The organism is Streptomyces sp. AC627_RSS907 (genome assembly GCF_019049165.1).
In genome coordinates this window covers 1-547 of sequence record NZ_JAGMUE010000854.1, presented here as the reverse complement: position 1 = coordinate 547, position 547 = coordinate 1, and the positions used below count along the sequence as shown (strand labels likewise).

Genomic DNA, 547 nt, shown 5'->3' with positions numbered 1-547 from the left:
AGGTCGAGGATGTCGTTGATGAGCTGGAGCAGGTCGGAGCCGGCCCCGTGGATGGTCTCGGCGAACTCCACCTGCTTCGGGGAGAGGTTCCCGTCCGCGTTGTCGGCCAGCAACTTGGCCAGGATGAGCAGCGAGTTGAGCGGTGTGCGCAGCTCGTGCGACATGTTGGCCAGGAACTCGGACTTGTAGCGCATCGAGACCGCGAGCTGCTCCGCGCGCTCCTCCAGCACCTGGCGGGCCTCTTCGATCTCGGTGTTCTTGACCTCGATGTCGCGGTTCTGCCGGGCCAGTCGGTCCGACTTCTCCTCCAGTTCGGCGTTGGACGCCTGGAGCGCCTTCTGCCGGTTCTCCAGCTCGGCCGAGCGCTCGCGCAACTGCTCGGTCAGCTCCTGCGACTGCTTGAGCAGCACCTCGGTCTTGGTGTTGACGCTGATGGTGTTGACGCTGGTGCCGATCATCTCGGCGATCTGGTTCAGGAAGTCCTTCTGGATCTGCGTGAACGGCTGGAAGGAGGCCAGCTCGATCACGCCGAGCACCTGCCCCTCGA

At 64.4% G+C, this 547-nt stretch carries 1 protein-coding gene; it reads right to left on the bottom strand.

Annotated elements, in window-relative coordinates; all coding sequences use genetic code 11:
* A partial coding sequence (locus KUM32_RS39025; protein WP_302185249.1) for a HAMP domain-containing sensor histidine kinase occupies nt 1-547 on the bottom strand: 547 nt, incomplete at both ends.